This is a genomic window from uncultured Thiodictyon sp., from assembly GCF_903828115.1.
GTDB lineage: Bacteria > Pseudomonadota > Gammaproteobacteria > Chromatiales > Chromatiaceae > Thiodictyon.
On sequence record NZ_CAIKKU010000361.1, the window covers coordinates 1 to 4,527 of the forward strand.

At 65.3% G+C, this 4,527-nt stretch carries 4 protein-coding genes and 1 pseudogene; 1 reads left to right on the forward strand and 4 read right to left on the reverse strand.

All coding sequences use genetic code 11. The features are described 5' to 3' along the window. The 3 genes and pseudogenes from QZY48_RS13205 to QZY48_RS13215 all read right to left on the reverse strand — a co-directional run. Positions 1-204, reverse strand: a pseudogene (locus QZY48_RS13205) (hypothetical protein); the annotation flags it as partial. Positions 205-582: 378 nt separating this feature from the next. Next, positions 583-1,926 (reverse strand): hypothetical protein, encoded by a 1,344-nt coding sequence (locus tag QZY48_RS13210; protein ID WP_295431317.1) that lies wholly within the window; start codon positions 1,924-1,926, stop codon positions 583-585. 75 nt (positions 1,927-2,001) lie between these two features. After that, positions 2,002-2,607, reverse strand: a complete 606-nt coding sequence (locus QZY48_RS13215) for a DUF4351 domain-containing protein (protein WP_366929683.1) — start codon at positions 2,605-2,607, stop codon at positions 2,002-2,004. 140 nt (positions 2,608-2,747) lie between these two features. Here QZY48_RS13215 and QZY48_RS13220 point away from each other — a divergent pair, with 140 nt between their 5' ends. Beyond that, positions 2,748-2,915: a hypothetical protein gene (locus QZY48_RS13220; protein ID WP_295431318.1), complete on the forward strand. Its 168-nt coding sequence runs from the start codon at positions 2,748-2,750 to the stop codon at positions 2,913-2,915. Positions 2,916-3,012: 97 nt separating this feature from the next. On the opposite strand, the gene QZY48_RS13225 is transcribed toward QZY48_RS13220, so the two are convergent. Beyond that, positions 3,013-4,323, reverse strand: a complete 1,311-nt coding sequence (locus QZY48_RS13225; RefSeq protein ID WP_295431319.1) for a hemolysin family protein — start codon at positions 4,321-4,323, stop codon at positions 3,013-3,015. Positions 4,324-4,527: the final 204 nt, after the last annotated feature.

Consider the following 4,527-nt stretch of genomic DNA (forward strand, 5'->3'; position numbering starts at 1 on the left):
CTTGCTCGTCTCGAAGTCGTAGAGGTCTTTGCGAAAGGCGGCCTCGGCCTCCGCGGGTAGCCGGATCATCCAGTCGATGACCCGAAACAGCTCCAGGACCGTGCCGCGGTCGTAGCCGCGATCATACATCAGCCGGATCAAGCGCAGCTTCCAGGCCCGGCGCTGGTCGACATCGCCCCGGTCCTTGGCGCGAATCTGGGCCATGACCACCAGCGCGAAGCGGTTGTCGCTCTGCTCCAGCTCCGCCCAACGCGAGTTCCGGGGACAGTATACTCAATTCGCGGGGTGTTCCGGCGGGCATAGGGGGGACGTACCATGGATATGGAGGGCGAGTCTATGCCCAAGCGTGCCGCTGGCCCGCGGCCTTCGGCTCCTGACTATCGCCCGTCCCCTTCAGTGCGTGAGCGACGAGGTCGATGGCGAGGCGTTCCGCGGCCGAAAGTTACGCCGATCTAATGGTTTGCTGCGATTGGCCAAGCGCCCCCGCCACGCCCGGACACTAACGGTCGCGAGCGGGCGTTCCGCGTAGTAGATGTCGAGCAGGACAGCACCGGTACCGCTTGGATGCCAGATCGCTGCGGATCAGGCCGCGTCCAGCATTTCCAAGAAGCTCGCCTGGTCGAGGCTAGCATCAAGACGCGAAAGCGACGCCCGCTCGATGACGTTCTTATTGATCAGCAGAGACCGCACGACGCTCGGATCGACATGAAAATGTCCTGCCGCTGCCGCGATATCCTCGTCTTCGGGGGAATCGCTGCCGAGAAAATTGCGTAACGCCTCGAACGGACAAAGCAGGCTTTGAGCGAAGGCACGCTGGAATCTCTGGCGAGCGGTATTCGACGTATTGGTCGCCAGCGGTCCCATCGCGTCGTTGCGAGCCCACAAGGTATCTCCGAGGGCTCGACAAAGCTCGAAGCGGCGACCTTGGGGGCGCCGCGAGCGCAACGATACCGCCTGGCGCTCGCCGCTCCCGCTTACGCGAAGACGCAGCCCATAGGGCGGTTGGCCGCTGGACGTTGGCAGGCTGAAAACGGTCGGCTGGACCCCGAGGAGCTTGGCGAGTCGCTTGTTGAGCAGACGTTCGGAACCGATGCCAGCGACCGATCTCACTTGCTCGGCCGCTTTTTCCGCGGCCACCCACGGCGGCTCCGAGGGGTTGCGCTGAATTTCGCCGATCTCCGATACAAGCGAAAAATCGCATTTTTGGCCGGCTTTATCCGCCATTTCGAGCTCGCATGCTAAGGTATGTGACGCGTCGGCCCCCGGGCTTGCTGCGATGGCCTCCTCGACGGATTCCAGACCGAATCGGCTCGCCAGATCGCCCGCCTCGACGATCGCCGCCTCCGGCCCCATGTCGGGATCGTAGCCCAGCCGCGCCTCGAGTCTGCGCCAGATGGCGATTTCGGAGTCTTCCCGCTCTTCCCGCAATGTGCCAATCAATGATCTTAGCGCGTCCCGATCCGAGCCGAATCCATGCTCGTTGTCGGACACCCGATCAAGATAGCGATCCACCGCCATCTCGAAATCCCGGGCATCGACAAACCGCAGTGCGTCGATGAGATAGCGCACCGGACCGACTACACCCACAGGATCGGAGCGGCTCATGAGTCCGATGCGATCCAGATCGCCCCAGACCGCCAATCGCGGCCAGGCGTAGCCGCCGCCGATTGACGACAGATCATGGGCAAGGCGCCACTCAGCGGTCTGCCTGCCCGCACAGATGCCCTCCCAGCGCAGCCGCCACCAGTTATCGCAGAGCCAAAAGGCCAATTGCGCGGGTGGGGCTATCACACTGTCGTCCGGCCGATTGGCCGGCTCCCGAAGCAACCGGGTGAAAACGGTATCCCCAGCGGCGATGCGGATACCGCAAGGGTCTTCCGGCCCGGCCTGATCGGCATCGCACAAATCAATAGAAAATCCGGTCATTGCTTAAACCCGTAAAGAAATAGGGGACGTACCACCAAAAGCCGCCGACGATCCTCCCCCAGTTCCATCGCTCGCTCAAGCCACGCCGCCAAATACTTCCTCCAAGCTCCTGCACTCCAACACCCGATCCGCCCAAGCCTCAAGCTCGGCCTCCCCGGCTTGCTCCAGGCGTTGCTCGACCCACGCGGGGAGCGGACCGAAGCGTCGGTTCAGCATCCGACGTAAGAATTTGGTCTCCCCTTTCTGCACACCTTGCGCCATCCATTGCTCGGTCCAGGTCATGCCTCGCTCGGCTGGCATGTCGTTGATCTCCGGCAATTCGTTGAGGTTCGGGCCCTCGATCCCGGGCAGCCGGGCCAGGAGCAGTACGCGCTTGAGCCAGACAACGAAGGCGCGGCGCAAGCCGGCGTTCTCCGGTCCAGCCAGCCATTCGACCAGACAGCCGACAACCCGTTGGATGTTCTCGGGGGCGCGGGCGTTCTCCAGCCGGAACAGGGCGGCGGCAGCGTTGGGCAAGCCCTCAAGATCGGCCTCGCGGTAGCGACACTCTTCCAGCAGAAGATAGCGCATCTGGGGCTGCCAGCGCACCAGTTGCGGGGGCAGGCAGGGGTCGATCATGTCGGCCAGGTCGGTCTTGGCGGGCCAGGGATCGGAACCGTTGTAGATAACCACGGGCAGCACGGGCGGCAGCGGATCGCCAGGGCCGATCTCGCCGGACTTGAGCAGATCCTAGTAGAGCAGACCGATGTAGGTCAGGAGCCGCACGGCCATGGCGCGGTCGACCGTGGACTGAAACTCCAGGATCATTCGGTTTTCCGCTGGTGCTGTTCGTCGGCTTCTTCGCCTTTGCCCTCAATGGTATGCCGCGGGACTGGGGCGCACTGCCGGGCTGGCTGCTCGGGCAGGCGGCACCGGCTGCCGCCAACAGCGACCCCAACTGGCCAGCCCTCGCGCCCTTCGCCGATTGGCTGGCCGGGCGCGGGGGCTAACCGTAGGGTCCGCTGTGCGGACCGAACCCCGCGCGAACCCGACCGGGAAAGCTTCACGCAGCAGACCCGGGCTTGCTGGGAATACCGGCCGCAGCACTCAGGCGAACGGCTCCCCCGGCGCCTCGGGTTGGGGCCTGGGCGAGGCCAGCACCTTGTCGATGCGGCGGCCGTCCATGTCGATGATCTCCAGGTCCCAGCCCTCCCAGTCCACCAGGTCCCCGGTCTGGGGTACCCGGCCCAGGAGCCACAGGAGCATGCCGCTGAGGGTGTGGTAGCGGCCCTTGTCCTCCTCCGGCACGGTCTTCAAACTCAGGCGGTCCTTCAGTTCCATGATCGGGATCAGCCCGTCCAGGAGCCAGGAGCCGTCCGCGCGCGCGACCGCCCAGGCGTCCTCGGGGTCGCGGGGTTGGAACTCGCCGGTGACCGCCTCCAGCACGTCCTGCAGGGTGACGAGCCCCATGAGGTCACCGTATTCGTCGATGACGAAGACCATCTGGGCGCCGTTGGCGCGGAATTCGCCCAGCAACTGCATGCCGGTGAGCGACTCCGGCACATAGACCGCCGGCTCCAGGTCCGCGGCCAGGTCGACACCCTGGCCGCGCAGCGACTGGCTGAACAGGTGTTTCATCACGGCGACGCCGACCACGTCATCCAGGCCGCCCCGGCAGACCGGGAAGCGGGAATGGACCGAGCCGGCGATGCGCGCCAGATTCTCTTCCAGGGGCGTGTTGAGGTCGAGCCAGGCGATCTCGCCCCGCGGCACCATGAGCGAGCCCATCTGCCGGTCGTCCAGGCGAAAGACGTTACGCACCATGTGGTGCTCGGAGGCGTCGATCACCCCGGCCTGCGATCCCTCCAGCAGCAGGGCATGGATCTCGTCCTCGGTGACCCGGGACCCGACCTGATCGCGTTGACCGAGCAGGCGCAGCAGGGCGCCGGTGGACCAGGAGAGCAGCCAGACAAAGGGGCGGGCGGTGACGGACAGGGCGTGCATGGGCCGCGCCACCAGCCGCGCCACCCCCTCGGGGTCGATCTGGCCCAGGCGCTTGGGCACCAACTCACCGACCACGATGGAGACATAGGTGATCAGGACGACCACCAGGATGGTGGCGACGATCCCGGCCGGGTGCGGATTCACCCCCGCGACCTCCAGCAGGTCCGACAGGGGTTGCGCCAGCGCGGCCTCGCCCACGATGCCGCTTAAGACCCCGATGGAGGTGATGCCGATCTGGATGGTGGAGAGGAAGCGGGTCGGGTCCTCGCCCAGCTTGATGGCCATCAGGGCAGCGGCGTCGCCCTCCTCTGCCCGGCGCGCCAGGCGGGTGCGCCGGGCGGTGACCAGGGCGATCTCGGACATCGCCAGGGCGCCGTTGAGGACGATCAGGCCGATCAGAAACAGGACTTCCATGGATGGGGTCTCGGGGGGTGGGTACAAGGGCTGGGTAGCCGTTCGACTGCGGACGGGACGGGGCATTTGCCGGGAGCGATCAGAACTGATGTGTTAACGCACATTGCGTACCCTAAAGCTACAGCTACCGGACGTTCTCACGGACCGGGCGTCGTTGTCGTTGTCGTTGTCGTAATCGTGGTCGGATTATTCGATTACGACAAC

Excerpts from the sequence above, each read along its gene's own strand:
- QZY48_RS13210 (WP_295431317.1), bottom strand. The coding sequence starts at position 1,926 with ATGACCGGATTTTCTATTGATTTGTGCGATGCCGATCAGGCCGGGCCG.
- QZY48_RS13225 (WP_295431319.1), bottom strand. The coding sequence starts at position 4,323 with ATGGAAGTCCTGTTTCTGATCGGCCTGATCGTCCTCAACGGCGCCCTG.